27 protein-coding genes are annotated in these 25,833 nt (G+C 44.1%); 21 read left to right on the top strand and 6 right to left on the bottom strand.

The genetic code is table 11. The annotated features are described in order from the left end of the window. Positions 1–9: 9 nt before the first annotated feature. Positions 10–318, bottom strand: a complete 309-nt coding sequence (locus tag J9317_RS10510) for a hypothetical protein (protein ID WP_211558386.1) — start codon at positions 316–318, stop codon at positions 10–12. Next, the gene (locus J9317_RS10505; protein ID WP_211558384.1) at positions 311–1,450 is read right to left on the bottom strand and encodes an NAD(P)/FAD-dependent oxidoreductase; all 1,140 of its coding nucleotides are present in this window, start codon (positions 1,448–1,450) and stop codon (positions 311–313) included. The genes J9317_RS10510 and J9317_RS10505 overlap by 8 nt, the downstream gene beginning before the upstream one ends. Positions 1,451–1,626: 176 nt before the next feature. Here J9317_RS10505 and J9317_RS10500 point away from each other — a divergent pair, with 176 nt between their 5' ends. The 4 genes from J9317_RS10500 to J9317_RS10485 all read left to right on the top strand — a co-directional run bounded on the left by J9317_RS10500 (position 1,627) and on the right by J9317_RS10485 (position 5,508). Beyond that, positions 1,627–1,968 (top strand): metal-sensitive transcriptional regulator, encoded by a 342-nt coding sequence (locus J9317_RS10500; protein ID WP_211558383.1) that lies wholly within the window; start codon positions 1,627–1,629, stop codon positions 1,966–1,968. A gap of 9 nt (positions 1,969–1,977) precedes the next feature. Continuing rightward, the gene (copZ, locus tag J9317_RS10495; protein WP_211562284.1) at positions 1,978–2,187 is read left to right on the top strand and encodes a copper chaperone CopZ; all 210 of its coding nucleotides are present in this window, start codon (positions 1,978–1,980) and stop codon (positions 2,185–2,187) included. 84 nt (positions 2,188–2,271) lie between these two features. Next, entirely contained in the window at positions 2,272–4,686 is a 2,415-nt protein-coding gene (locus tag J9317_RS10490; RefSeq protein ID WP_211558382.1) for a heavy metal translocating P-type ATPase, read from the top strand. A 12-nt stretch (positions 4,687–4,698) separates the two neighbouring features. After that, on the top strand, positions 4,699–5,508 hold the full coding sequence (locus J9317_RS10485; RefSeq protein ID WP_211558381.1) for a FixH family protein: 810 nt from the start codon (positions 4,699–4,701) through the stop codon (positions 5,506–5,508). 75 nt (positions 5,509–5,583) lie between these two features. On the opposite strand, the gene J9317_RS10480 is transcribed toward J9317_RS10485, so the two are convergent. From J9317_RS10480 to fdhF, 3 genes are all read right to left on the bottom strand, one after another. After that, the gene (locus J9317_RS10480; RefSeq protein WP_249292129.1) at positions 5,584–6,636 is read right to left on the bottom strand and encodes a P-loop NTPase; all 1,053 of its coding nucleotides are present in this window, start codon (positions 6,634–6,636) and stop codon (positions 5,584–5,586) included. A 398-nt stretch (positions 6,637–7,034) separates the two neighbouring features. Then, positions 7,035–7,517: a helical membrane plugin domain-containing protein gene (locus J9317_RS10475; protein ID WP_211558379.1), complete on the bottom strand. Its 483-nt coding sequence runs from the start codon at positions 7,515–7,517 to the stop codon at positions 7,035–7,037. A 13-nt stretch (positions 7,518–7,530) separates the two neighbouring features. Then, positions 7,531–10,473, bottom strand: coding sequence for a formate dehydrogenase subunit alpha (fdhF, locus tag J9317_RS10470; RefSeq protein ID WP_211558378.1), 2,943 nt, complete (start codon positions 10,471–10,473; stop codon positions 7,531–7,533). Positions 10,474–10,804: 331 nt separating this feature from the next. On the opposite strand from fdhF, the gene J9317_RS10465 reads away from it, so the two are divergent. The 11 genes from J9317_RS10465 (at position 10,805) to modB (ending at position 19,075) form a co-directional block, all read left to right on the top strand. Next, positions 10,805–11,149 (top strand): Na-translocating system protein MpsC family protein, encoded by a 345-nt coding sequence (locus J9317_RS10465; protein ID WP_211558377.1) that lies wholly within the window; start codon positions 10,805–10,807, stop codon positions 11,147–11,149. A gap of 18 nt (positions 11,150–11,167) precedes the next feature. Then, the gene (fdhD, locus tag J9317_RS10460) at positions 11,168–11,968 is read left to right on the top strand and encodes a formate dehydrogenase accessory sulfurtransferase FdhD (protein WP_211558376.1); all 801 of its coding nucleotides are present in this window, start codon (positions 11,168–11,170) and stop codon (positions 11,966–11,968) included. A gap of 22 nt (positions 11,969–11,990) precedes the next feature. Then, complete coding sequence (moaA, locus tag J9317_RS10455) at positions 11,991–13,001, top strand: GTP 3',8-cyclase MoaA (protein WP_249292124.1); 1,011 nt, start codon at positions 11,991–11,993, stop codon at positions 12,999–13,001. A gap of 225 nt (positions 13,002–13,226) precedes the next feature. Next, positions 13,227–14,030 carry a formate/nitrite transporter family protein gene (locus J9317_RS10450; protein ID WP_211558374.1) on the top strand — a complete coding sequence of 268 codons (804 nt, stop codon included), beginning with the start codon at positions 13,227–13,229 and terminating at the stop codon, positions 14,028–14,030. Positions 14,031–14,114: 84 nt separating this feature from the next. Continuing rightward, complete coding sequence (locus J9317_RS10445; protein WP_211558373.1) at positions 14,115–15,131, top strand: MoeB/ThiF family adenylyltransferase; 1,017 nt, start codon at positions 14,115–14,117, stop codon at positions 15,129–15,131. Positions 15,132–15,145: 14 nt separating this feature from the next. Then, complete coding sequence (locus tag J9317_RS10440) at positions 15,146–16,426, top strand: molybdopterin molybdotransferase MoeA (RefSeq protein WP_347880555.1); 1,281 nt, start codon at positions 15,146–15,148, stop codon at positions 16,424–16,426. Next, positions 16,396–16,926, top strand: coding sequence for a molybdopterin-guanine dinucleotide biosynthesis protein B (gene mobB, locus J9317_RS10435; protein ID WP_249292123.1), 531 nt, complete (start codon positions 16,396–16,398; stop codon positions 16,924–16,926). The genes J9317_RS10440 and mobB overlap by 31 nt, the downstream gene beginning before the upstream one ends. Continuing rightward, positions 16,907–17,380: a molybdenum cofactor biosynthesis protein MoaE gene (locus tag J9317_RS10430; RefSeq protein WP_211558366.1), complete on the top strand. Its 474-nt coding sequence runs from the start codon at positions 16,907–16,909 to the stop codon at positions 17,378–17,380. Before mobB ends, J9317_RS10430 begins: the two co-directional genes overlap by 20 nt. Further along, entirely contained in the window at positions 17,377–17,610 is a 234-nt protein-coding gene (gene moaD, locus J9317_RS10425) for a molybdopterin converting factor subunit 1 (RefSeq protein ID WP_211558364.1), read from the top strand. Before J9317_RS10430 ends, moaD begins: the two co-directional genes overlap by 4 nt. A 23-nt stretch (positions 17,611–17,633) precedes the next feature. Next, positions 17,634–18,407: a molybdate ABC transporter substrate-binding protein gene (gene modA / locus J9317_RS10420; protein ID WP_347880554.1), complete on the top strand. Its 774-nt coding sequence runs from the start codon at positions 17,634–17,636 to the stop codon at positions 18,405–18,407. A 2-nt stretch (positions 18,408–18,409) separates the two neighbouring features. Then, positions 18,410–19,075, top strand: a complete 666-nt coding sequence (modB, locus tag J9317_RS10415; protein WP_211558360.1) for a molybdate ABC transporter permease subunit — start codon at positions 18,410–18,412, stop codon at positions 19,073–19,075. Between the two features lie 212 nt (positions 19,076–19,287). Here the strand turns inward: modB and J9317_RS10410 are convergent, their stop codons facing one another. Beyond that, entirely contained in the window at positions 19,288–19,782 is a 495-nt protein-coding gene (locus J9317_RS10410) for a fasciclin domain-containing protein (RefSeq protein WP_211558359.1), read from the bottom strand. 388 nt (positions 19,783–20,170) lie between these two features. Between J9317_RS10410 and J9317_RS10405 the strand changes: the two genes are divergently transcribed. The 6 genes from J9317_RS10405 (at position 20,171) to J9317_RS10380 (ending at position 25,813) form a co-directional block, all read left to right on the top strand. After that, a complete protein-coding gene (locus J9317_RS10405) occupies positions 20,171–20,545 on the top strand; it encodes a nucleotide excision repair endonuclease (protein WP_211558358.1) in 375 nt (124 codons plus the stop codon). A gap of 27 nt (positions 20,546–20,572) precedes the next feature. Then, positions 20,573–20,833, top strand: a complete 261-nt coding sequence (locus J9317_RS10400) for a DUF1292 domain-containing protein (RefSeq protein WP_211558357.1) — start codon at positions 20,573–20,575, stop codon at positions 20,831–20,833. A gap of 52 nt (positions 20,834–20,885) precedes the next feature. Further along, positions 20,886–21,830, top strand: coding sequence for a TRM11 family SAM-dependent methyltransferase (locus tag J9317_RS10395; RefSeq protein WP_249292121.1), 945 nt, complete (start codon positions 20,886–20,888; stop codon positions 21,828–21,830). A gap of 228 nt (positions 21,831–22,058) precedes the next feature. Then, on the top strand, positions 22,059–23,795 hold the full coding sequence (locus tag J9317_RS10390) for a Xaa-Pro dipeptidyl-peptidase (RefSeq protein ID WP_211562282.1): 1,737 nt from the start codon (positions 22,059–22,061) through the stop codon (positions 23,793–23,795). A 240-nt stretch (positions 23,796–24,035) separates the two neighbouring features. Next, positions 24,036–24,956: an N-acetylmuramic acid 6-phosphate etherase gene (gene murQ, locus J9317_RS10385; RefSeq protein WP_211558356.1), complete on the top strand. Its 921-nt coding sequence runs from the start codon at positions 24,036–24,038 to the stop codon at positions 24,954–24,956. Further along, complete coding sequence (locus J9317_RS10380; protein WP_211558355.1) at positions 24,956–25,813, top strand: MurR/RpiR family transcriptional regulator; 858 nt, start codon at positions 24,956–24,958, stop codon at positions 25,811–25,813. The genes murQ and J9317_RS10380 overlap by 1 nt, the downstream gene beginning before the upstream one ends. Positions 25,814–25,833 lie beyond the last annotated feature (20 nt).

Here is a 25,833-nt window from a genome sequence, read left to right as displayed (position 1 = left end):
GCATTTGATTCATTTTTTCTTCTTTTTTCGCTTTTCAATTTCTTCTGTTACCGTAAACGCAAGGTCTTCGTTGCCAAATAAGGATAGCACTCCAAGCAGCGTATCATCCTCAATTTCTCCAGCTTCTTCCTTAGGAATAGTCAATTCCAAGGCATCCTTTAACGCCTGATTATCAGCTTGCTGCGGATAGGCGGCTACATACAATTCTTCAGGATTGAGATCATGATTGACGCACCATTGGGCAAAAACTAATATCATCATCTTTTCCTCATTTTGATAGTTTTGTATGATTTGGTTTTCCAGTTCTTTATTACTCAAGACTTTCACTTCCTTCACTTTTCATCGTTTTATTTAGAGAATAGAGCTGCAAATCAATTTCAAGATGTTCATCAAGTGCCAGATTAGCAAGCTGTGAACCAAGGAATGGACCCATCGTCAAACCAGAAGAACCTAATCCATTTGCGGCTAGCAGGCCTTTCCATTTAGGCACGGCTCCTATAACCGGCAGGAAGTCTTCCGTAAAGGGCCGGAAACCAACCCGGCCTTCAAGAAAGCGGCCATGGCTTAATCCGGGAGCGGTTTCCGCTGCCTTGCTGAGAACTTCATGAATGCCGCCTGCCGTTAAACGGGAATCAAAAACATCGGTATTTTCGTGAGTGGCACCTGCCACAATTCGACCATGATCAAAAGCAAGAATATATTGAGTGCCGGGCGGCATAACTACCGGCCATTGTTCAGTCTGCTCTCCCGGAAGCTCCAAGTGGACAATTTGTGCTTTTTGAAAATGGACCTGAAAGGATATGCCTAATGGTTTTAACAAAGAGGAGGCCCAGGCTCCCGCACATACAATCACCTGATCAGATAAATAGGAATGTCCATTTACGATCGCTCCGGTAACGGTGTCATCTTGATGCAATAAGGATGCATCACCTGAAATTACTTTGGCACCGCGTTTCTTTGCCGCGTTCAGCAAAGCATCCCGTATTCCGCGCCCGTCCACTCTGGCAGCGCCGCTTACATGGAGGCCATAATATTTATCTCCAAGAGGAGGGAAGAGGTCCGAAATTTGCGATGGGTTCATCCTCGTCAGCTCCCCAATTTCAGGGGCAACCTCTTTTCGCTTCAGCGCCCGTTTTTCCATCGCCGCTATTTTTTCTTCATCGGGATGGATGCTGATTGCGCCGACTTTTGCATAGCCTGTATCTTTTTCACCATCGGCTTCAAGCTCGGCAATCAGCTCCGGGTAATAGCGGGCACCGCTTTTGGCAAGTTTGTACCATGCCTGATTTCTGCGCTGTGAAAGCCAAGGACATACAATACCAGCAGCGGCACCTGTTGCCTGACCTTCATCGAGCCGGTCAATAATGACAACCTCTGCTCCTTTTTTAACTAAGTGATATGCGGTGGAAGCACCTAAAATGCCAGCCCCTATTATGATAAATCTCTTCATCTTCTGCACCCTTTTATGAAATCGTGTAATAGTAGGTTCATTTTTCGTACTTGCTATTATACCATTAGCCATTCCGCTCTCCCAAAACTTCTTTCAAAAAACCGAATCCAAAACAGCATAATTGCATACCCTATAAGGGTATGTTATATTAAGGGCAGTTAGAGGGGGGTGGAACGATGGAAGAAGAACAAATTCACGCAGTGGAAAAGGAAGCTCAGCACTGTGCAAGCTCCGGCCGGAAAAGCCATCATTCGGAATTAATGAAAAAGAATTTAACTTCCCGTCTTAACCGAGTTGAGGGGCAGGTACGGGGAATTAAAAGACTGATTGAAGAAGATACGTACTGTGATGATGTCATTACTCAAATCGCTGCTACTCAGGCTGCTTTAAATAGTGTAGGAAAGCTATTGCTCGAAGGCCATATGAAATCGTGTGTAGCAGAACGGATCCAGGCAGGGGACGAAGAGGTCCTGGATGAAGTGCTGTTAACCATTGGAAAGCTTATGAAAAAAGGATAAGGGGAGATTATTTTGATTACCACGTTAACGGTCAAAGGAATGAGCTGTGAACATTGCGTAAAAGCAGTTGAAGGCAGCGTAGGAAAGCTTACAGGAGTGTCCTCCGTAAAGGTGCATTTAAATGAAGGAAAAGCTGATGTAAATTATGCACCTGAAAAGGTTAGTCTGGAAGAAATCATTGAAACGATTGATGAACAAGGATATGAAGCAGCAGAATAAGCCAGTGAGTACGTGCTAGATCAAAATAGCGCGTATCTTTTTAGAAAAAATATACCCCTATAAGGTATAAGGAGGTGGACATCCATGAACAGTCAATTGAAGGAAACAAATATCGGAATCAGCGGGATGACATGCGCTGCTTGTGCAGTCCGAATTGAAAAAGGACTGAAGAAAATGGAAGGAATTGAGGAAGCTCATGTGAATCTTGCGCTTGAGCGCTCATCCATTCAATATGATGCAAAGACAGTCAGCCTCTCAGAGATCCAAACAAAAATTAGAGAACTCGGCTATGAACCAGATGGAAGGAAAGCCGCTTTTTCCATTACAGGCATGACCTGTGCAGCCTGCGCAGCGAGGATTGAAAAGGGCTTGAACAAAATGGATGGCGTTTACAATGCAACTGTCAACCTGGCCATGGAAAGTGCATCCGTTGAGTATAATCCTGCCGGTTCAGGGCCTAAAGAAATTGTCAGCCAAATTGAAAAATTAGGATATGGGGCCGCAGTGAAGAAGGAAGATAAGGATGCAGGGCACCGGCGATTAAAAGAGATTCAAAACCAGCAGGGGAAATTCTTGTTTTCTATGATTCTGTCCATTCCGCTGCTTTGGGCAATGGTCAGCCATTTTTCTTTTACATCCTTTATTTATTTGCCGGATATGCTGATGAATCCTTGGGTGCAGCTTGCGTTTGCTACGCCTGTTCAATTTATCGCCGGCTGGCAATTTTATAAAGGCGCTTACCATACATTAAGAAATAAAGGGGCCAATATGGACGTTCTGGTGGCCTTGGGTACTTCCGCAGCTTATTTTTACAGCCTGTTCTTAACGGTTAAATCAATCGGTATACAGGAACATATACAAGGGCTTTATTTTGAAACAAGCGCCATTCTCATTACCCTCATCCTGCTTGGTAAATTATTCGAAGCACAGGCAAAAGGCCGGTCATCCGAAGCAATCAAAAAACTGATGGGGCTGCAGGCCAAAACAGCTTCCGTTTTCCGGGATGGGCAGGAGATGACGGTTCCGCTTGAAGAGGTTGCAAAAGGGGATCTTGTTTTCGTTAAACCAGGAGAAAAAATTCCGGTTGACGGTGAGATTATCGAAGGCCGTACTGCAGTAGATGAGTCCATGCTTACAGGGGAAAGCATTCCTGCAGATAAAACAGCAGGGGATGCAGTATTCGGTTCTACTATAAATAAAAATGGATTTATTAAGTTCCGCGCTGACAAAGTGGGAAAAGACACAGCCCTTGCCCAGATTATTAAAGTGGTGGAAGAGGCTCAAACCTCAAAGGCACCAATTCAGCGTCTGGCTGATCAAATATCAGGAATCTTTGTCCCTATTGTGCTGGGATTGGCATTTCTGACCTTTTTGTGCTGGATTATTTGGATAAACCCCGGGGAATTTCCTTCTGCCCTTGAAAAGCTGATTGCGGTTCTTGTTATTGCCTGTCCCTGTGCTCTGGGTCTCGCGACTCCAACGTCCATTATGGCCGGTTCAGGACGTGCCGCAGAATTCGGAATCTTGTTTAAGGGAGGAGAACATCTGGAAGCAGCGCACCGAATTGATACCGTTTTATTAGATAAGACGGGCACAGTAACGAATGGTACACCTGTTTTGACCGATGTAAACATCATTTCTGAAAATGAAAATCAAGTGCTATCAATCATTGCTGCAGCAGAAAATCAGTCAGAGCACCCGCTGGCGAAAGCCATTACAGATGGAATCAAAGAACGGGGAATTCCCTTAGCAGAGGTTCAGGAATTTGAAACGATTCCAGGGTATGGAATCCGTTCTACTGTTAATGGAGATAAAGTTTTGATTGGAACAAGAAAGCTGATGGAAAACCATGGAATTGAAATCTCTCAGGCGATCCCTTTAATGAAGAAATTAGAAGGCGATGGCAAGACCGCCATGCTGATTGGCATTAACGGTACCTATGCCGGACTGATTGCAGTTGCAGATACCATTAAAGAGAGTTCGGCCGAAGCAGTGAAGAGATTGAAAGACATGGGTGTAAGGGTAGTCATGATTACTGGAGATAACGAGAGAACAGCCAGATCCATTGCGGCTCAGGCAGGAATCGATGAAGTGATTGCAGAGGTATTGCCGGCTGAAAAAGCTGCAGCAGTGAAAAAGCTGCAGAAAGAAGGCAAACGGGTGGCAATGGTGGGAGATGGTATTAACGATGCACCTGCCCTTGCTTCAGCTAATATCGGCATGGCAATCGGCACCGGAACAGATGTCGCGATGGAGGCAGCCGATATCACCCTTATACGAGGGGACTTGAACAGTATTGCGGATGCCTTATTCATGAGCCGGAAAACGATCCGCAATATTAAACAAAACCTGTTTTGGGCATTTGGCTATAACATAATTGGAATTCCTATCGCTGCAGCAGGCTTCCTTGCTCCATGGCTTGCAGGCGCAGCAATGGCATTCAGCTCAGTTTCGGTAGTTCTTAACGCGCTTCGTCTGCAGAGATTGAAGCTAAAATAAGGGAGGCAGATTATGTCGATTATTTGGAAATGGGTCCTGGCAGCAGCTTTAATTGCGGGAGCGGTGACCGGTGCATATTTTATTGTTCAGGCTAATTCAGAAAAGCCTGCTGCAATAAAAGAAACAGGTCACTCTCATCAAGAGGCCGTTACTCATGCCAGTCATGGAAGTCATAACAGCCATTTAAATGAAATCCAGGCATCTGTAAAGTTTAAAGATAATCGTATTCAAATTAAATTAACAGACAGTGAAGGAAAGCCATTCAGTAAACTCAAGGTGAATCACGAAAAAATCATGCACCTAATTGTAGTAAGTAAGGATTTAAAGAAATATCACCATATTCATCCCGGGAAAACGGCAGATGGCACATATGAGGCAGAACAAAAGCTTTCTGACGGAAACTACAAAGCATTCGTGGATATAAGCCCTGAAAATGCGGAGTATGAAGTGAAGCCGCTTGGATTCCAAATCGGTACTTCTAATGAAGATAAAATCCCCTCGCTGCAGCCGGAGAACTCATTTAAAATGACAACAGGGGACTATATGGCTGAGATGAATCCCAAAAAACTGAAAAGACAAGAACCTGTTACGCTTGCATTTTCATTTAACAAAGGGGAGCCGGAACCATACCTTGGCGCTTCAGGACATGTCGTTATTCTGGATGAGAAGGGTGAAAAATACGTGCATGTTCACCCGGCTTCTGAAAAAGAGACAAAGTTTGAAACTGAATTTGAAAAACCGGGAATTTATAAGATTTGGGCAGAATTTAAGTTTGAAGGGAAGGTTCATGTTTTCCCTTATACGGTTAAGGTGGAAGAGTGATAGATTATTGAGAAAAAGCAAGAAGCTGGAAAGCTTCTTGCTTTTTCTTTTGGTTTATTTTCAGTATGAACATAGTTAGGTCTTTTGTTGACGTATGAGATGTTGAGCAAGGCTTCTAAACATTTCTCCGGGCAGGGATTCTTCTTGATAAAGTCCTTCTGTAAGTCTGTCATCAGGTTGTCCAAAAGGTATTCTTGCGATGACTTCCGTATGGAGCTGTCTGGCCAGCATTTCTCCGCCATCTTTTCCGAACAGATATCTTTTTGTGCCATCTGCTTCTTCCAGATAGGCCATGTTTTCAACGACGCCGGCTATTTCGTGCTTCGTGTGCTGAGCCATGATTCCCGCTCTTGCTGCCACTAAAGAAGCAACCGCATGGGGAGTGGTAACGATGACTTCCTTTGCCTGTGGAATCATCGCCGCTACATCGATGGCCACATCACCGGTTCCGGGTGGAAGATCGAGCAGCAAATAGTCAAGTTCCCCCCAATGGGTGTTTACCAGGAAATTTTTAATCCATTTATTAAGCATGGGACCGCGCCACATTACAGGGTTGTTTCCATTCGCAAAGAAGGCCATGGACATGATTTTAATTCCGTAGCTTTCTACCGGAATTGCGGTTTGATCAATCATTGTAGGTTTATCCTTCACCTGCAGCATTGCAGGGATGCTGAATCCGTAAATGTCTGCATCGAGAATGCCGACTTTTTTACCCATTTTAGCCAGTGCAGCCGCAAGGTTGATCGTAACTGTAGATTTTCCGACTCCGCCTTTCCCGCTTGTAATGGTAAAGATCGAAACCCCGGAATCGGGGCGCAGCATGGCAGGCATGCCGTTATCAGCTGTCGTTTCATTTTTCAGAGATTGTGTTAATGCTGCTCTTTCCTCGGGAGTCATCGATCCGAATGTGATCGTGACCTTGGATGCGCCAATTTTGTAAAGGGCATTTTCGATGTCTTCCTGTATTTTCGCCTTTAATGGACAGCCTGAAATTGTTAGCACGACCTCAAGGTGGATATGTTTTTCCTCAATCTGTATATTTCGTATCATATTCAACTCTGTTAAGCTCTTATTCAATTCAGGATCGTTTACATGCTTTAAAGCACTCAGTACTTGTTCATTTGTCATATTCTTGATCATTCCTTACTAAGTCAGATTCTATACTGGAGACTGCTTACGCTAACCTTGCTGCTGTGAAACAAGAATAAAGATGGCTGGTTTTCGTATAAGGATGCTTGCATGAGCAGGGCAAAGTAGAGGATCCGCTGCGCAACACTCCTGAATAATCTCACCTGTCCTGCTTCTCGTTGGGCAATCCGTCATTTGTCAGACAAAATCGTCAGACAAACGGAGAAATCCATCACTTGTCAGACAAAATTGTCAGACAATCCGGGCAGTCCATCACTTGTCAGGCAAAATTCTCAGACAAACCGGGCAGTCGATCATTTGTCAAACAAACTCTGGACTCTCACGCCGCCATTGAAAAAGACTGAAAAGAAGCTCACGGCGTCTTTTCAGTCAGCAGGTTAATCCTCTTTCAGATCTTTTCCCATTCCGCGGAGGAAATGGAGGCCGAAACCGATTGCTCTATTAATATCAGGATCGTTCAGCGTTTTTAATAAATCCATGACGGTTACCTTTTTTTCAGATTTCAAGTATTTGCTTCCTGCATCCATACCGGCAACAGCACTGTTTAATAGCTTGGAAGTCTGTCCGGGATCTGCTTTCATCAATGCTCCGGTTGCACCGAGCAAGGTATTGAGAAGGTTGGTAACCGGTTTGCGGGAAACCTGTCCAAGAGCTATTTTAGCAATTTCATCTTTTGCAAGAAGCATATGGTCAGCTGCGTCAAGAATGCCGATGCTGTTCAGCTCGCTCGCAATTTCCATCATTTTTGCCAAAGCTGTTTCATTTTCAGCCAGCAGGGTCTTTAAATCATTAAGCTTTTGCTGTTTAACTTCTTCCTCGCTTAATTGAGGTTTTCTGATTTCTGTAATAGGAGCTGCCAATGGTATTTCCTCCTTATTTGTCCGTAGTCAGATGAACATAGCCTGGGCGAGCCCATTTGCGTTCTGCTTCAACGCCGTTCTGAGGGTAACGTTTTTTATTTCTTGGATTTGTGCTTGGCAATGGCATCTCGCGTTTTTCTCCCAGCACTTCCATCCGTACTTTCGTCTGTTTATAGGCAGGCGTATTGGTTTCCGTATCATATATAGGGCCGGTCAAGAAGTTGACAGCTGTCTCTTTATCAACTGAATTCATCGGAAGATAAATTTCTTTTCCTTTTACACGATCCGTGATCAGGACACTCAGTTTTACGGCTCCGAATGGAGAAACGAGACGAACTACTGAACCATCCTCAACTCCGCGTTCTTTAGCGAGGGCAGGGGAGACCTCTACGAATACCTGGGGAACCTTGGCTTGAATTCCTTTGGATTTGTTCGTCATATTTCCTTCATGGAAATGCTCGAGCATCCGCCCGTTATTGATATTCAGGTCATACTCATCAGGGAACTCAGCAGGTGTCACCCAGTCAGAAAGGGCGAACCGCGCTTTTTTGTCCGGGAAGTTGAAGCCGTCCGTATAGAGAAGCGGCGTACTTTTCCCATCAAAGCTGCCCCACAGGAAGCTGTTCCAGCCTTCAAGCACTTCATAGCTTGCATCACCGAACAATGGAGACAGGGAAGCCATTTCAGCAAAAATATCGCTTGGATGCGTGTAATTCCAATTTGCCCCTAAACGGTTGGCAATTTCCTGAACAATCCACCAATCCGGCTTGGAGTCACCAAGTGTTGGCAGGGCTTGATACAATCTTTGAACCCGGCGTTCTGTATTAGTGAACGTTCCATCTTTCTCTAGAGAGGGAGCCGCCGGCAGAACGACATCTGCATATTGGGCCGTTCTGGAAAGGAAGATGTCCTGAACAACAAAAAATTCTAGGCTTGAAAGAATTTCATCAACATGGTTTGAATCGGCATCTACTAAAGCCATGTCTTCCCCGACAAGGTACATAGCTTTCATTTTTCCAGCACCGATTGAGCCAAGCATCTCAATGTTATTCAATCCAGGCGTACTGCAGATTTTTACACCGTACGCTTCTTCAAATTTAGCGCGGGCTGCATCATCGGTAACATGCTGATAACCAGGAAGCCAGCCTGGCAGGGTACCCATATCACATGCGCCTTGAACATTATTGTGTCCGCGAAGAGGGTAAGCGCCGGCACCGGGACGGCGATAGTTTCCTGTAGCGAGCAATAGATTGGAAATGGCAGCGGAAGTATGGGATCCTCCAGTGTTTTGAGTAACGCCCATTCCCCAGAGCACACATGTGCCGTCAGCATCGCGAATCATTTCAGCGATTTCAATCATTTGTTCTTTTGTAATGCCCGTCCACTTTTCAGCATACTCAAGTGTATATTTTTCGAGAACTTCATTGTATTCGTCAAAGAAGTTCACGTTCTCATTAATAAAGCGCTGATCGTGCCAGCCTTGATCCATCATGTATTTCGTAACCGCCATAATCCAGACTTGATCGGTTCCTTGTTTTGGACTGATAAACAAATCGGACCGTTCGGCCATTTCGTTTTTCCTGAGATCGGAGACAATCAGCTTCTGTCCATGCAGTTTGTGGGCGCGTTTAACGCGTGTTGCCAGAACCGGATGGCCCTCAGCCGGATTTGCGCCGACTATGATGACGAGGCCTGCTTTCGCAATATCCTTGATTGTACCTGCGTCGCCTCCCATTCCTACTGTACGGAATAAACCGTCTGTGGCAGGGGATTGACAGTAGCGGGAGCAGTTGTCCACGTTGTTCGTTTCAAAAACCTGACGGGCAAGCTTCTGGATCACGTAGTTTTCTTCATTCGTAATTTTGGAAGAAGAAATCAGACCGACGGAGCCTTCCCCATGCTTTTCTTTAATCGTTCCAAGTCTGCTTGCAACTAGATCCAGTGCTTCTTTCCAGCTTGCTTCAACGAAAGCGCCGTTTTTACGGATAAGCGGTTTCGTAATGCGCTCTTCGGAGTTAACGAAATCCCATCCGAATTTCCCTTTGACACAAGTGGAAATGGCATTAACCGGTGCATCATCAACTGGCTGCACCTTGAGAATTTTGCGGTCCTTCGTCCAAACTTCAAATGCACAGCCGACTCCGCAGAAGGTGCAGACCGTTTTCGTTTTCTTTGTGCGAGTGTCTCTCATCGCTGCTTCTGCTTCCGAAATAGCGAAGATGCCGCTGTATCCGGGCTCAACCTCTTTTACAAGATCAATCATCGGACTAAGCATGTCGGTTTTAAGTCCTGTCATGAAACCGGCTTCGCCAAGCATTGATTTTTCCATAAGAGCATTACATGGACAGACTGTTACACATTGTCCGCAGCTGACGCAGGATGAATCATTGATGGTTGTATCATTATCCCAAATGACGCGGGGACGGTCCGCCTCCCAGTCAATAGAGAGAGTCTCATTTACCTGCAGATTTTGACACACTTCCACACACTGTCCGCAGGCAATGCATTGGTTGGCATCGTAGCGGTAAAATGGATGGGACATATCCACATCATCCAGATCGACTTTAGGTGTGTACGGATATTTTTGATGCTCGATTTCCATGAAATCAGCCGTGTTATGCAGCTTGCAATTTCCATTGTTGTTATCGCATACGGTGCAGTAGAGCAAGTGATTTTCAAGAATACGGTCCATAGCTTCTGTTTGTGCTGACTTTGCTGCACTTGAATCCAATACAATATTCATACCGTCAGACGCACAGGTTGAACATGAACGGACAAGCTGGCCGTCCACTTCCACGATGCATGTATCACACGTCTGGATCGGATCCACTTCAGGTACATAGCAAATCTGCGGATGCTGAATCTGCTGTTCGTTTAAGATTTCAAGAATGGAAGTCCCCTGATTGGCTTCGTATTCGCTTCCATTAATTTTCACGCTAATCTTCGAATCACTCATTTTTTTGCCCCTTTCTGAATTTGGACATAAAAAAACCACCATGATTGCATGAGTCCAATTATTGGACAGCACACAATACATGGTGGAATAATTTATTAGCAGATCTTGCTAAAGAACCAGTCCAAGCCATTTCGTTATCATCGGCGATAAAAACACAGCAGCGCACTACTGCATCTCCATCAATATGGCTATTATAGACCCATTTTTTAAAAGATACAATACACCTTGGGACAATTAGGGCTTCCTATGCAAGGCTCTTTTATTTTTTGAATCTTTGATTTATGATAGACCAATTGATAAAGTTTGCAAGAGAAATAGAGGAGATGGATTCATGCCAAATGTCATTCATGAATTTAACGATATGATCAGAAAGCTTCGAAAGGAATTATTCGGAAAGGGGCCAGAACGGATTCACACTGTTTTTGTTGAAAACATGGCGGTTTCAACCCTTTATGGCAATCTGACGCCAACCGAACTGTTTCTATCCAAATCACAGGAAGGCAAGGACATGATTCATGCGGCCAGAACAAAAATGATTCAGGATGTTTATTCAGTAAGTCCTCCTGAGGGTATGGAAGAACTAATGGGAGCCAAGCTTGTGCATTTATTCTCCGACATAAAAGTGGAAGAAAATATGGCTGTATCTGTATTTGTTTTTGATAAGAATATTATGTAAACAGAGGAGGGTTTCCTATTGGAGCCAATCCAGATAAAAAGAGAGATAATACGGGTATCAAAAGGCAGATCAGAGTGTCTGGAGGATACGGTTGTCACCGAATTTCCGGTAACGGTGAAAGTGAATGGGAAAGAGCTTGTGACAATGGTCTGCACCCCGGAATATGTGGAAGACATGGTGGCCGGATTTTTGGCATCTGAGGGTGTAATTCGAAAGTATGATGAAATTAAAGAGATTTGGATGCAGGAAAAAGAAGGGTATGTTCATGTGAAAACGGATCATGTAAATCCCTACTATCAAAATTTCCAAAGTAAGCGCTATATTACTTCCTGCTGCGGTATGAGCAGACAGGGATTTGTCTTTGTCAACGACGCACTTACCGCCAAAAAAATGAACGGGGTCCGGGTGAGAGTAACCGCAGCAGATTGTTTCAGGCTGATGGAAGACATGCAGCAATCTGCTCAAACATTCCAAAATACAGGCGGGGTGCATAATGCTGCATTATGTGATGTAAATGGAATTATTTTAAGCAGAATGGATATTGGGCGTCATAATGCTCTTGATAAAATATATGGCTATTGCCTGAAAAACCAGATATCGATTGAAGACAAGATCATTGTATTCAGCGGCCGCATCTCTTCAGAAATTCTTCTGAAGGTTGCAAAAATCGGCTGTGAGATTGTTCTCTCCAAATCAGCACCGACTGAGCTTGCGTTAAAGCTTGCGGAGGAGCTTGGCATCACGGCAGCGGGCTTTATCCGAAATGAGTCAATGAATATATATACGCACCCTGAACGGATCAAGCTGGATGAACAATGACTTTGAAGGAGAGGGAACAGCTATGAGAAACAGTGTAACAGATACACTTCAGCGTCCGCTCCGGGATTTGCGCCTTTCTGTAACGGACCGCTGCAATTTTCGGTGCAGGTATTGCATGCCTGAAGAAATTTTCGGTCCGGATTATCCGTTTTTATCTTCAGAACATATCCTATCCTTTGACGAAATGGAGCGATTAACTAAGCTTTTCGCTTCCCTTGGAGTGGAGAAAGTCAGAATTACAGGCGGTGAACCGCTTTTAAGAAAAAATCTTACAGCGCTGATCGAACGTCTTGCAGTCATTGACGGAATAAGGGACATAGCGATCACCACGAATGGATCCCTTTTGAAAAAGCAGGCATCAGCATTAAAGCAAGCTGGTTTGCATCGGGTGACTGTAAGCCTTGATTCACTTGATGAAGAGAGATTCAGCAGCTTAAACGGGAATAGAAGCAGTGTGAAGAGGGTATTAGAAGGCATTGAGGCTGCAGCAGATGCCGGGCTTCAAGTGAAAATTAACATGGTCGTACAAAAAGGAAAGAACGACCAGGACATCATTCCTATGGCAAGATACTTTAAAGAAAAGCAGCACATTCTCCGTTTCATCGAATATATGGATGTGGGAAATACGAACGGCTGGAGAATGGACGAGGTCTCCTCCAAACAGGAAATCCTTAGCACAATCGGACAAGTCATGCCGATTGAGCCGCTTTCACCGAATTATACAGGGGAAGTCGCAACTCGATTCCGGTACTTGGACGATGGACAGGAAATCGGTGTGATTTCGTCGGTTACAGATTCGTTCTGCTCTGCCTGTTCGAGAGCTAGAGTTTCTGCAGAAGGGAAACTCTATACATGTCTTTTTGCGGCGGACGGGTTTGATCTGCGAAATCAGCTGAGGTCAGAAAAAAGTGACCAGGAGCTTCTCGATATCCTTTCCTCCATTTGGAATCACCGGAAAGACCGGTATTCGGATGAACGCAGGGATGGAAAAACAGCCGGATCAAAAGTAGAAATGTCCCATATTGGCGGCTGACTGAATAATGCTGTATAGCTTTCTCATCATTTTTTTGATAGGATAAGTTTGTTTGAGCAATAATGGAAGGTATGCAAGACCTGCATATCTTTTATTATGTAAAAAATGATGAATGATTTTGCTGTATGGAATTGCAGCAGGATTTGGCAGCATTTTTCAGCCCCTTCTTTGAAACGGGCTGTATGAGTGCTGCCTTTTTATTTTCAGGATGGGAGAGAGAGTAAAATGGCATATCTTAAGCCGCAGCAAATTGCAGAAAAAACGATTGAAGCAGGGGTAAGTAAAACCAAACTGCCGATGCCGGTATTATGGATTCTTGGATTTCTCGGGGGAGCTTTTATCTCATTTGGTTTCCTGCTTGATATCCGTGTAATCGGAAATCTTCCGCCTGAGTGGGGAAGTTTTGCATCCTTATTGGGTGGAGCTGTTTTCCCGGTAGGTCTCATGCTGATCGTACTTGCCGGAGGAGAATTAATAACAGGGAACATCATGTCTGTATCCATGGCGTATTACGCGAAAAAGGTTTCATTGAAAGATCTTGGTTTGAATTGGCTCTTTATCATCCTCGCCAATTTTCTTGGCGCTTTATTCGTTGCCTACTTTTTCGGCCACATTGTCGGTCTGACCGAAACTGGACCTTTTTTGGATAAAACGGTAGCGATTGCAGGTGCGAAAATTGATGAATCGTTTGGTCAGACCCTTATTTCAGCAATAGGCTGCAATTGGCTTGTGTGTCTTGCAATCTGGCTGTCAACTGGAGCAGAGGACGTGGGCGGAAAAATTTTAGGCATCTGGTTTCCAATCATGGCATTTGTCGCCATCGGCTTTCAGCACGTTGTCGCGAATATGTTCCTGATTCCGGCCGCTATATTCGCAGGGCACTTTACCTGGATGGATTACTTTAGCAATTTTGTTCCCACTTTAATAGGGAATATAATAGGCGGTGCTGTATTTGTAGGGATGGCTTACTTTACGTCCTATTATAAGCAAAAAATGGATCCATCGATTTCATCCAGAAAAGCATCATGAGGTAACCATCAGGACTGACTATCAGACTAGTCGGTCTTCCTTTTCAATTTAACCATACATAGAAGCTAAAGGGGGGCACATGAAATGGACGATCGCTATTCGAGACAGCATTTGTTCGCACCTATAGGAAAACAGGGTCAGGATCAAATCAGCAGGAAGCATGTGCTGATTGTCGGAACCGGTGCCCTTGGAAGTGCAGCGGCTGAAATGCTTGCCAGGGCTGGAATCGGGAAACTTACCCTTATGGATCGCGATTATGTGGAATGGAGCAATCTTCAGCGCCAGCAGCTGTATGAAGAGAAGGATGCAAGAGAAAAAATGCCGAAAGCCCTTGCGGCAAAAAACAGACTGTTCCGGATCAACGCTGATGTTGAGGTGGACGCATACGTAGAAGACGCTGCACCCGGAAATTTGGAACCGCTCCTTCATGATATTGATTTGATCATTGATGCGGCAGATAACTTTGATATCCGTTTCGTGTTAAACGATTTATCCCACAAGTTCCGCATTCCATGGATTTATGGTTCCTGTGTAGGGAGCTATGGCGTGACCTGCACCATTCTTCCCGGAAAGACCCCGTGTCTTAAGTGTTTGTTAGAACGGATGCCTCCTTCGGGAGCGACGTGTGACACAGCCGGGATTATCAGCCCTGCAGTGCAAATCACGGCAGCCTATCAGACAGCTGAAGCCATGAAGATCCTGGTAGAGGATATGGATCACCTGAGAGAGACGTTTATCAGCTTTGATTTATGGAACAATCAGCATTTTTCCATTAAGTTTGATAAAGTAAAGAAAGAGAATTGCCCGACCTGCGGTTCCAATCCTGCATACCCGCATTTAAAATTTGAAAATCAGACGAAATCAGAAGTGCTTTGCGGAAGGGATACGGTTCAGATCCGTCCGCAAGAAGCCATTTACCATAACTTCGATGAGCTTGAAAAGCGGCTGAGTGTTTATGGAAAGATTGAACGCAATCCGTTTCTATTATCCTGCAAGCTTCCTAAGCACAGGTTTGTCATTTTCCAGGATGGCCGTGTCTTCATACATGGGACAAACAGTATACAGGAAGCGAAAAAATTGTATTATCAAATCCTTGGTTAGGAGGATCCGTGATGATTGAAAAACGAACCCCGATTCCTGTAGGGGATGCAGTAAATAGAGTAATGAAGTTTGCGGGAACCGGAAAGATTGAATGGGTTCCAATCAAACAGGCATACGGCCGGTTTCTGGCGGAGGATTTGATTGCAGACCATGATATCCCGGCCTTTGACCGGTCCCCCTACGATGGTTTTGCAATCAGGTCAGAGGATACCGGCAGCAAAAAAAACGTGATGCTGAAGGTTGTCGGCGAGATTGGTGCAGGTTCTCTGCATGCAAAACCGGCAGAGCCGTTCGAAGCGGTCAGAATCATGACGGGGGCCGCTATACCTGAAGGATTCGATGCCGTCGTGATGCTTGAATTAGTCAAAGAACATTCGATAGAGGGAAAGAAGTTCATTGAACTGAACCGGGCCTATAATAAAGGCGACAATGTATCTTTTAAAGGTGAGGATACACGGGAAGGAACCGTTCTGGTCAAAAAAGGAACTCCGGTTAATGCCGGGATATCAGCCTTGCTTGCTACCTTTGGTTACCATTCTGTTCCTGTTTCCGTCAAGCCGGTAATTGGCGTTCTAGCTACGGGAAGTGAACTGCTGGATGTGGAGGAGGCCCTTGAACCGGGAAAAATCCGTAACAGCAATGCTTATATGATTCTCTCACAAATTGAACGGGCTGGCGCAGAAGCTCTTTATTTTGGAAAGCTTGAAGATAATTTTAATTCCTGTTATAGGACGATCCAAACAGCAATGAAGCAGGTGGATTTACTAATAACTACAGGCGGAGTGTCGGTAGGGGATTATGATTACCTTCCAGCCATCTATGAAAAACTTAACGCCTCTGTTCTTTTTAACAAAGTCGCCATGAGGCCAGGCAGTGTAACAACAGTAGCGGAGGTCAATGGTAAGCTCCTTTTTGGTCTTTCGGGCAATCCTTCCGCATGCTATGTGGGATTTGAGCTTTTTGTCCGCCCAGTCATAAGAAAAGAGCAGGGAAATGAGCTGCCCCACCTAAAGAAAGTAAAAGCGGTTTTAGGAGCCGATTTCAAAAAAGCGAATCCATTTATGCGCTTTGTACGCGCGCGCATAGGCTTTGAAGAGGATGGACGGATTTCTGTCACACCATCCGGATTCAACAAATCCAGCGCGGTTTCCTCTCTAGCTGATGCAGATGTGTTTATTTTACTTCCGGGGGGAACGAGAGGCTATGAAAAGGGCATGCTCGTGGATGCTCTTTTATTAAATGATGTGTCGGGGAGTGAATGGCCATGGGAAAACATTGTGCCATCCTACAGATAACAGGCTATCAAAACAGCGGGAAAACGACATTAATGAAAAAGCTGATAGCCCGTGCAGCAGAACAGGGGCTTGCAGCAGGTTCGCTTAAGCATCATGGACACGGCGGCACTCCTGATCTTCCAGTAAAAGACAGCACCGATCATTTTAAAGCAGGTGCCATTGTATCAGGTGCCGAGGGTGAAGGAACTGTTCAGCTTTCAGCTAGACTGGGAAATGATCAGCTTCATAGATTGATTGAGCTTTATTCTTATTTTGATCTGGATGTATTATTCATTGAAGGCTATAAGAAAGAGCCCTTTCCAAAGGTTTTGCTGATCAGTAAAGAGGAGGATTTACCGCTGGTTCATGAGCTTCAAGCCATCGTTTGTGTAATATCAAGCAGCTGTGTTCACAAAAACCATTTCCCGGGAATGAATCATTTTTACATAGAAGAAGAGGATCTGTATTTAGATTTCTTAATGAAAGAAGTGACAAACCAAAATGAAAGAGACATTATTTAGTATAACTGACGAACCGATCCGAACAGAGAAATTGATTCAAATGGTCACGAGAAGAGAAGCGGGAGCAATCACGACCTTTATTGGGACGGTCCGAGAGCTAACAAATGGGAAGAAAACGCTCTATCTGGAGTATCAGGCATACGAACCGATGGCTGTCAAAATGCTCTCGCAAATTGGGGAGGAAGTGATTCAAAAATGGCCGGATGCTAAAATGGCGATTACTCACCGGATCGGGCGTCTTGAAATATCAGATATTGCGGTGGTGATTGCAGTATCTTCAGCTCATAGAAAAGCGGCATACGAGGCAAATGAATATGCCATTGAGCGGATTAAGCAGATTGTGCCGATTTGGAAGAAAGAATTCTGGGAAGATGGAACGATGTGGGTAGGAGACCAGCTTGAAACGCAGGCATATCCAGATGGAAAGCCGCTGAAGGGAGGAATGGATAAATGATTACTGTTTTACTGTTTGCAGCCAATAGAGAAAGCATTGGCAAGGAACAAATTAAAGTGGAGAAATCGAATGTTACAGTAAGGGACCTGAAGGAATTGCTGGAATCCGAGTATCCAGGCTCCTCTTTCCAGCATGCCATGGCGGCAATTAATGAAAGTTTCGTTACAGATGAAGAGATGGTTAAAACAGGGGACACAGTCGCTTTTATTCCGCCTGTTAGCGGAGGCTGACTTTAGATGAACGGTAAGGGTGAATACATATGAGAAAATCCATCCTGATAGCAGCGATGGTTGCAATGCTTGCAGTAAGCGGATGCTCTTCTTCAAACGAAAAAGACAAAACAGAATTGACAGTTTCTGCGGCAGCCAGTTTAAAGGATGTCTTGACTGAGATCCAAAAGGATTTCAATAAGCAGCATCCAACTATTGAGCTTTCTTTTAATTATGGTGCATCCGGAACCCTTCAGCAGCAGATCTCTCAGGGCGCCCCTGCCGACTTGTTCTTTTCTGCAGCTGAAGATAAGTTCGATTTGCTGAAAGAGGAAGGGGAAATTGATGAGAAACACGCCTTGGATTTGATCGGAAACGAAATTGTCCTGATTACAGGCAAGGATTCCAAAATCAAATCATTTGAAGAGCTTAATCGCTTAAAAGGGACTTTCTCCATTGGAACACCAGAATCTGTACCTGCCGGACATTATGCGAAGGAAACTTTAACAACCCTAGGTCTTTGGGATAAACTGACAAAGCAAATCGTTTATGGTAGAGACGTGAGACAGGTATTGAATTATGTCGAAACCGGAAATGCTGAGGCGGGGATCGTTTATCAAACCGATGCTTCTGCTTCAAAACAGATTAAAATCGCGGCTATTCCGCCTGAGGGATCGCATTCCGCAATCATTTATCCGCTTGGAATTATTAAAAAGACCCCTCATCCAAAGGAAGCGGAGAAGCTTTATACCTATCTGATTAGCAAGGAAGCAATGAAAACCTATGAAAAATACGGATTTTCAAAGGCTGACCAATAGTAATGGGCAGTTCATTTTGGGAACCGATCGTCCTTTCAATTGAAATAGCCGTTATCTCAACCATAATTGTAGCGTGTACAGGAATTTTTTCCGCCGTAATTATGGGAAGGAAATCATTCAGAGGGAAAGTTTTTATCGAAACCATCCTTTTGCTTCCGCTGGTGCTTCCGCCATCTGTCGTAGGTTTTCTGTTAATTGTAATTTTTGGGAACAGGAGTCCGATCGGCCAAGGAATTATTTCCTTATTCGGGTCGCCCATCATGTTTACATGGTGGGCGGGAGTGATTGCTTCCGCGGTCGTGTCATTTCCGCTTATGTATCAATCTGCTAAAACAGGACTGGAATCGATAGATCCGGATATTGAAGATGCGGCAAAAGTGGATGGTGCCAATCAAGGAAGGGTGCTTTTGCATATTTCTCTTCCTTTGGCAGCCGGTTCAATCGTGACAGGCTTACTATTAAGTTTCGCAAGAGCATTAGGCGAATTTGGGGCAACGTTAATGTTTGCAGGAAATATACCTGGAAAGACACAAACCGTGCCAACTGCAATATACATGGCGATTGATTCAGGGGATATGGGCCTTGCATGGATGTGGGTGCTGTCTATTATAGGGATATCCTTTATTATGCTGACCGCTGTCTCTATCCATAGAAGCAGAATCCGCTAAAGGGGCTGTCAAGAAAATCAGTTGTTAAAGCTCCTTTCCGCGGGCTGGGCGGTGAGCCTCTTCTGCGGAAAGCGCCTTATTGCGAGCGGCAGAAGCGGAATGAACAGGCAAATAACAGGCATAACAAAAAGAGCATTTTTTCTTTAAGAAAAAATGCCCTTTAGTAAAATGCACTCTCACATCCTAGTCATTTCCCGGACCAGAGGGAGTCCTTATGGCAATAACACAGTATCGATTACGTGAATGACCCCATTTGAAGCCTCTATATCCGGTTTTACCACAGTAGCATTATTCACCTTCACGGGATCAAGCGAAATCATTACTTCTTTACCAGCAAGGGTTTTCACCTTCATCCCATTTTTGAGATCACTCGACAATACTTTTCCTGGAACGACATGGTAAAGCAGAATGTTCTTTAAGTCTTTTCTGTTCAATAACTCTTCTGCTGTAATGCCTAAATCCTGCAGCAGTTTTTCAAACGCCTGATCTGTAGGTGCGAATACAGTATACGGGCCAGCACCTTTTAGTGTTTCAGCTAATCCTGCTTTTTCAAGTGCAGCAGCAAGTATTTTAAATTCTCCTGCTTCTGCTGCTGTTTCAACAATATCCTTGTTACCTTCTGTAATCTCTGCCGCTAAAATGCCACGTGAAAATGAAAGGGCCATCATGAAAATCAGAAAAAAACCAATAACTATCTTCTTTTTCATTTTAAATCCTCCTTATCCTGCATAATCATAAGCATTTAGAGAACTTACCTCGTTCGTTCCGAATTGTAAGCACCAAGAGTAGTATTTATCATCTTACTATTTTTATACATGTCTGTTTTCGTATTGGAATTAATGAAATAAATAAGTGTTATAATCATCTTTTTGATAAAACATTAACAAAGCCAATATAAAAAAACTGCCACAGCTTTCTATAGAATTTTATCCACAGTAAAAAAAGTCTGTTTTGACAGACTTTTTTTCATGCAGATTCTGACCATTCGGCTCCATTACGGCTAGATGGGGAAGGAGTGGATAAGTAACGGATGTTATGAGATAATACAAAAGTTAAAGAAACAAACTATTCAACAGAAGCAGGAAGTGAGTTACGATGATAAAAATCAGTATGCCATCACCAGATTTGGTGTTAAGAAAAAATGATCAAAAAGGACAGCCCGGAGAAATAGACATTATCAGCAAATACGGGTTTACCGACTATTTGAAAATTCCAAGGGACAAGGGCGGAGTTTTTATGTTTTACAACCTGAATGATGAATTGCTATTCGTCGGAAAGGCAAGAAAGCTAAGACTGCGCATCAAAAAACATTTTGAAGACAATGTTTCAGCTGTCAAAGATCACCGCGATGAAATTGCTGAAATTGCCATTTGCTATGTAGAGGATCCGGTTGAGCGGGAAATCTATGAGACGTATGCCATCAACAAAGAGAAGGCAAAATACAACGTAGATAAGGTTTTCTTTAATTAAGATCGAATCAATTGAGGAGGAAAACCCATGGATAAGATTGAAGTTGGAGATGTTTTGCTGATGGAAGATGAAAACGGGCAGGATCAGGAGCTTGAGGTTCTTGCAACAGCTGAAATTGAAGGCAAACAATACGCAGCAGTCAGTTTTTCCGAAGAAATTGAAAAAGAAACGACTGAGGAAATCGAATTGTTCTTTTTAAGAGTGGAAGAAGATGGGGAACTGTCTGAAATCGAAAACGATGAGGAATTCGAAGAAGTAACATCTGCGTTTGAAAGCCAAATAGGATAACATCTTAAAAGAGGGGGCAACCCCTCTTTTATCAATTAAAGGATGAGATGCATTGGAAACAACTGAAAGCTATGTCTACACCTATACATACAGCCGTGAAGAAGAATCGCTGTGCATGCTGGAATTGAGATCGCTTTTCGGCGGTGAAGTTCCAGGACACTTATTCAAAAGCAATCGAAATATTTCGATAGGCAGAAGTCCTTTTATCAGGGAAAAGATTGATGTTTTATACGAGGGGAAATCGCTCGAAGAAATAAAAGAACAAATTCAGTCCATCAAGCTTGGTGAAGACACATTTAAGATTATATGTGTGAAGCAGAGCCTGCTCACCGGCGGCAAGCCGATTGAATACGAGAAACGAAGAAATATTGAGTATGATCTCGGTCACAGTATTGATGCCGAGGCGGATGTACGCCAGCCCGATCATACATACGGACTTGCTGCTATTGGAGACCGGTGGTATTTTGGAACGTATGAGCGGAGTGAAGCTATGTGGCTGAAACATTTAAAAAAGCCCCGTCAATACTCTACCGCTTTAAGTACGAGAGTTGCAAGAGCTCTTGTAAATATTGCGGTCCCTGATCCTGAAGGTGTCTCTGTTATTGATCCATGCTGCGGAATCGGGAATGTTCTGGTGGAAGCTCTATCAATGGGAGTGCAGATTACCGGCAGGGACATCAATCCCCTCGCTGTTACGGGTGCCCGAGAAAATATTGCCCACTTCGGATTTGAAGCAGATGTAAACATCGGTCCGATTGAAGAGGCTGCAGGCTACTATGATGTTGCGATAATCGACTTGCCTTATAATTTATATACTCACATTACAGTTGAAGAACAGATTTCGATCATTAAGAATGCGAAGCGGATTGCAGATAAATGTGTGTTTGTTACGATTGATCCGATTGATCATTATTTAAAAGAAGCAGGTTTAGAGATTGAGGATCGCGGTCTGGCGGTGAAGAGCCGGTTTTCCAGAGAGATTCTTGTTTGCAGATAGAAACAGTTGCAAAATATGCAGCTGTTTTTTTTTGTGATTTAGTCCAATAGAATGAAATTAAATAAATGCTCTGCGACTTTAGTTCTGACTCCTCCTGTATCTTCAAAATCCTACAAATTTTTCAATGCCGGTTTAGTAGAATAATAGCCGCTGGTAGAAATAGGAGGGAGAGATGAGGGGTTGAAAAAACAAATTAGTATTCTTGGCTGTTCTGTATTATCTGTTTCTATGCTAATGGGTGCTAGCCCGCCTGGCAACGAAGGTATTCAAAATATTTTGGTGAAGGATGGGATGACTCAGCCGGTTTATTCTCTGGAAGAAGCCATTCCGGAAACTGTTTTCGTCGAGGTTCCGCTTGACAGTGACAAAGATGGAAAAAGGGACAGAGTCCATGCTGATATTATCCGTCCTAAGGAAACAGAAAAAGGACTGAAGGTACCGGTTATTTATGAGATAAGCCCTTACCGGGCAGGCTTGAACGATGTACCTGTCTATGACGTGGACCATGAGCTGAATGCCGTGAAAAAAAGCGGCATGATTTCAAATTTGCAAGCACCAAAAGCTGCTGATTTTCCGGGCTATTATGACAATTATTTTGTTCCAAGAGGATATGCGGTCATCTTGGCGGAAAGCATTGGGACAGGCCAGTCTACAGGCTGCCCTTCAACTGGGGATTACCGGGAGATTCTTGGCACCAAGGCGGTCATTGACTGGCTGAATGGAACCGCAGATGCTTTTGACTCCAAAGGGAATAAAATTGATGCCGGTTGGACCACGGGTAAAGTCGGAATGACAGGGGTTTCCTACAATGGAACCCTTCCAAATGCAGTGGCTGCAACCGGTGATAAAGGACTTAAAACGATTGTTCCTGTTGCAGCGATTTCCAGCTGGTATGATTATTACCGCAGCAATGGAGCTGTAACCGCACCAGGCGGCTATCAGGGTGAAGATACAGACAATATGGCAGAGGCCATTTTGACAAGAGAGAATCCAGAGGTTTGCCGTCCTGTAATTGAAGAGCTTACAGAAGGACAGGACCGGAAAACAGGAGATTATAATGCGTTTTGGAAAGCGCGTGATTATGCAGGCAAAGCACACAACGTGAGAGCGAGTGTACTGGTCGTGCATGGATTAAATGACTGGAACGTGAAAACGAAGCAGTTTGCCCAATGGTGGGAAGCACTCGGTACTTATCATGTTCCGAGAAAGCTATGGCTCCATCAGGGAGGTCATGCAAGTCCTTATTCCTTTAGAAGAGATGAGTGGCTTACAACGCTTAACAAATGGTTTGATTATTGGCTTTATGATGTGAAAAATGATGTCATGAAACAGCCAATGGTTGATATTCAGCGTGAGGACAAGAGCTGGCATACCGAATCCAAATGGCCTGCTAAAAACACCTCAGATACGAAACTCTATTTTTCAGAACAAGCTGAAGGTGCTGGATTGATTGGATTACAGACATCAAAAAACAATGACTCCGTTCAAACTATTTTGGATGATGCGATGAAAAAAGCCGAAGAACTTGCCAAAAATCCAATTGAAAAAAATGAAAACCGGCTTGCCTTTATGACGGGGGAGCTCAATAAACCGCTGCGGATCAGCGGTACACCGAAGGTTACGGTTCAAGCATCACTAAGTAAGCCTGCAGCGAATCTCACTGCGCTGCTCGTGGACTATGGACCTGACAATCAGGCAAATATCGTAACAAGGGGGTGGATGGATCCGCAGAACGTTCAATCCTCTTTAAGATCCCAATCACTCACTCCTGGAAAATCCTATTCATTCAGCTGGAGCATGCAGCCGGATGATTATGTATTCGAAAAGGGGCACAGGCTTGGCATTGTCCTTCTTTCAAGTGATTATAATTATACAATCAGACCAAGAGCAGGCACGAGGATTGAAGTGGATTTGTCTAAGAGCCATCTGATGTTACCGGTAAAGAAAGGGTTAAAAGGATTTTAAATTTGGCTAAAGGGCTGGCAAAGGGAAATATAACTCCTTTCGCCGGTCTTTTTTGCTTCCTCGATGAGGGATTAAAAATATTCGATTGTCCAATGTTTTGAAAGTTAATATATCAATACTAAAACAAAATTTCACTTTTATAAAAAAATAATTGAAATAAATATTTAAAAAAGCGTATAATCATGATAGGAAATGAATATTCAGAATACTAATGGTTCAAATCAGGAGGGTACAAGTTCAATGGAGAAGCAACTGAGAAAACTAACGACTGAAAAGCGCAATGAACATTCAATGAATATTGATACAGCCGATACAGCAGAGGTATTAAAAATCATGAATGATGAAGATAAGAAGGTTGCAGATGCCGTCGAAAGCGTATTACCTGAGATCAGCAAGGCAGTGGAATGTGCAGTGGATTCCTTTTTAAAGGGCGGGAGGCTGATTTATACAGGAGCAGGCACAAGCGGAAGGCTGGGAATCCTTGATGCGGTTGAATGTCCGCCAACGTTCCGAACATCATCAGAGCAGGTGAGAGCTGTTATGGCAGGCGGAGAAGGTGCTTTCCTTAAGGCAGTGGAGGGTGCAGAGGATTCTCCGGAAGAAGGAAGAAAGGACCTGATCTCTCTTAATCTTACTGCAGCGGATACGGTTATTGGCATCGCAGCAAGCGGCAGAACGCCTTATGTCGCCGGAGCGCTTGAATATGCCAGGGAAACGGGTGCTCATACAGTTGCGCTATCCTGTAATGAAGGCGCTTCCATAAGCGATTATGCAGAGCATCGGATTGAAGTGATCGTCGGTCCTGAAGTTCTGACTGGGTCAACAAGGCTAAAAGCGGCTACTGCACACAAAATGATCCTGAATATGATCTCTACCGCTTCTATGATCAGAATCGGCAAGGTGTACGAAAACCTGATGATCGATGTGCATGTGAGCAATCACAAGCTAAAAGAGAGAGCGATTTCGATTATTGAAACCGTCACCTCGGTATCCTATGAAACGGCAAAAGAAATGCTTGAACTTGCTGATCTTCAAGTCAAAAAAGCGATTGTGATGATTAAAACCAATTCAGACGCTGAATCTGCACAGGATTTGCTGGACAGATCCGGCGGCAACGCTAGAAAAGCGATTACAGCCTATGCTGAAAAGGATCTTCAGTAATGACTAAAGGCGGTTTATCGATTATTCAGCAAACGATTGAAAGACTTCCGGAATCAGAGAGGAAGATTGCCCAATATATTCTCGATCATCCTCATGAAGCCGTAAACAGTACCGTAAGCCAAATCAGTGTTTCATCAAACGCAAGCGGCGCTGCCGTAGTGAGACTTTGCAAGTCGCTCGGTTTAAAAGGCTTTCAGGACCTGAAGCTTCGAATTGCCGGAGATCTTCTGAGGCCTACCGAGCAAGGCTACCGTGATATTGAACCGGAGGAGCCGCTCTACTCGATCGCCATGAAGACGGCGAGCAACAGCATTCAGGCGATTACAGATACGTCTGAAATTCTGGATTATGACCAGCTGGCAAAAGCGGTTCAGCTGCTGTCAGAAGCGAAAACAGTCCATTTTTATGGAGTGGGGGCGTCAGGGATAGTGGCCACAGATGCCCAGCAAAAGCTGTTAAGAATCAATAAAAATGCCACAGCCTTTGCGGATCTGCATTTAGTTGCCACTTTGATTGCTAATGCGGATCAAGACGATGTGGTATTTGCGGTTTCGTATTCAGGAGAAACATCTGAAATTCTCCGCATCTTAAAACTTGCTAATGAAAAGGGGGTGAGGACGATTGGCCTTACACACTTCGGCCAATCCAGGATGACAGCTTTATGCGATGTATGCCTTTATACATCGAGTTCGAACGAAGCACCTTTTAGAAGTGCGGCGACTTCTTCACGGCTCTCTCAGCTCTATTTGATTGATGTCCTCTTTTTAGGGATGGCAGCCAATCAATACGGTGAAACAGTTCAGTATATTGATAATACGAGAGAAGCCATTCGTTCGATTACCAAAAAAGAAAAATAGAACAACTTCATTGGGGGAGG

Origin of the sequence: Metabacillus flavus (assembly GCF_018283675.1) — a bacterium.
In the GTDB taxonomy this organism is placed as follows: domain Bacteria; phylum Bacillota; class Bacilli; order Bacillales; family Bacillaceae; genus Metabacillus_B; species Metabacillus_B flavus.
The sequence above is the reverse complement of the archived record's forward strand: the minus strand, read 5'-3'. Positions and strand labels throughout refer to the sequence as shown.

Bases quoted from the DNA above. Each gene is read 5' to 3' on its own strand.
- J9317_RS10505 (WP_211558384.1), bottom strand. From the start codon at position 1,450: ATGAAGAGATTTATCATAATAGGGGCTGGCATTTTAGGTGCTTCCACC.
- J9317_RS10500 (WP_211558383.1), top strand. From the start codon at position 1,627: ATGGAAGAAGAACAAATTCACGCAGTGGAAAAGGAAGCTCAGCACTGT.
- J9317_RS10490 (WP_211558382.1), top strand. From the start codon at position 2,272: ATGAACAGTCAATTGAAGGAAACAAATATCGGAATCAGCGGGATGACA.
- J9317_RS10485 (WP_211558381.1), top strand. From the start codon at position 4,699: ATGTCGATTATTTGGAAATGGGTCCTGGCAGCAGCTTTAATTGCGGGA.
- J9317_RS10480 (WP_249292129.1), bottom strand. From the start codon at position 6,636: ATGACAAATGAACAAGTACTGAGTGCTTTAAAGCATGTAAACGATCCT.
- fdhF (WP_211558378.1), bottom strand. From the start codon at position 10,473: ATGAGTGATTCGAAGATTAGCGTGAAAATTAATGGAAGCGAATACGAA.
- J9317_RS10465 (WP_211558377.1), top strand. From the start codon at position 10,805: ATGCCAAATGTCATTCATGAATTTAACGATATGATCAGAAAGCTTCGA.
- moaA (WP_249292124.1), top strand. From the start codon at position 11,991: ATGAGAAACAGTGTAACAGATACACTTCAGCGTCCGCTCCGGGATTTG.
- J9317_RS10450 (WP_211558374.1), top strand. From the start codon at position 13,227: ATGGCATATCTTAAGCCGCAGCAAATTGCAGAAAAAACGATTGAAGCA.
- J9317_RS10445 (WP_211558373.1), top strand. From the start codon at position 14,115: ATGGACGATCGCTATTCGAGACAGCATTTGTTCGCACCTATAGGAAAA.
- mobB (WP_249292123.1), top strand. From the start codon at position 16,396: ATGGGAAAACATTGTGCCATCCTACAGATAACAGGCTATCAAAACAGC.
- J9317_RS10430 (WP_211558366.1), top strand. From the start codon at position 16,907: ATGAAAGAGACATTATTTAGTATAACTGACGAACCGATCCGAACAGAG.
- moaD (WP_211558364.1), top strand. From the start codon at position 17,377: ATGATTACTGTTTTACTGTTTGCAGCCAATAGAGAAAGCATTGGCAAG.
- modB (WP_211558360.1), top strand. From the start codon at position 18,410: ATGGGCAGTTCATTTTGGGAACCGATCGTCCTTTCAATTGAAATAGCC.
- J9317_RS10410 (WP_211558359.1), bottom strand. From the start codon at position 19,782: ATGAAAAAGAAGATAGTTATTGGTTTTTTTCTGATTTTCATGATGGCC.
- J9317_RS10405 (WP_211558358.1), top strand. From the start codon at position 20,171: ATGATAAAAATCAGTATGCCATCACCAGATTTGGTGTTAAGAAAAAAT.
- J9317_RS10400 (WP_211558357.1), top strand. From the start codon at position 20,573: ATGGATAAGATTGAAGTTGGAGATGTTTTGCTGATGGAAGATGAAAAC.
- J9317_RS10390 (WP_211562282.1), top strand. From the start codon at position 22,059: ATGCTAATGGGTGCTAGCCCGCCTGGCAACGAAGGTATTCAAAATATT.
- murQ (WP_211558356.1), top strand. From the start codon at position 24,036: ATGGAGAAGCAACTGAGAAAACTAACGACTGAAAAGCGCAATGAACAT.
- J9317_RS10380 (WP_211558355.1), top strand. From the start codon at position 24,956: ATGACTAAAGGCGGTTTATCGATTATTCAGCAAACGATTGAAAGACTT.